Origin of the sequence: Mesorhizobium sp. M8A.F.Ca.ET.207.01.1.1, assembly GCF_004794715.1 — a bacterium.
Lineage (GTDB): Bacteria > Pseudomonadota > Alphaproteobacteria > Rhizobiales > Rhizobiaceae > Mesorhizobium.
Window position 1 is genome coordinate 1 of the sequence record NZ_SRUS01000529.1, and the last position, 290, is coordinate 290.

Below are 290 nucleotides of genomic sequence, written 5' to 3' on the forward strand. Positions count from 1 at the left end.
GGTTCCCGCTCATTGGCATCGCAAGGGCCAGCTCGTCTTTGCGCTCGGAGGCGGCGTCACATGCCGCGTTCCGAGCGGCCTGTGGATGGTGCCGCCGCATTGCGGCCAGCGAACCGCCAGGCAGTCTTGGGCGGTATGCACCGGACGGGGATCGAGGGAGAGACGATCATGAGGTTACTTGCGGCAATCTTTTCACGGCAGGGTTTTAGCGTCCTGTTCCTGTCCCATGGTCAGACACGCTTGCGGCCTCCGAATTCGAGATAGGCCCACGGCACGATGACGATCATCAC

General features: G+C 62.4%; 1 pseudogene. It reads left to right on the forward strand.

The features are described from left to right. A pseudogene (locus EN850_RS37650) lies at positions 1-106 on the forward strand (AraC family transcriptional regulator); the annotation flags it as partial. Positions 107-290 lie beyond the last annotated feature (184 nt).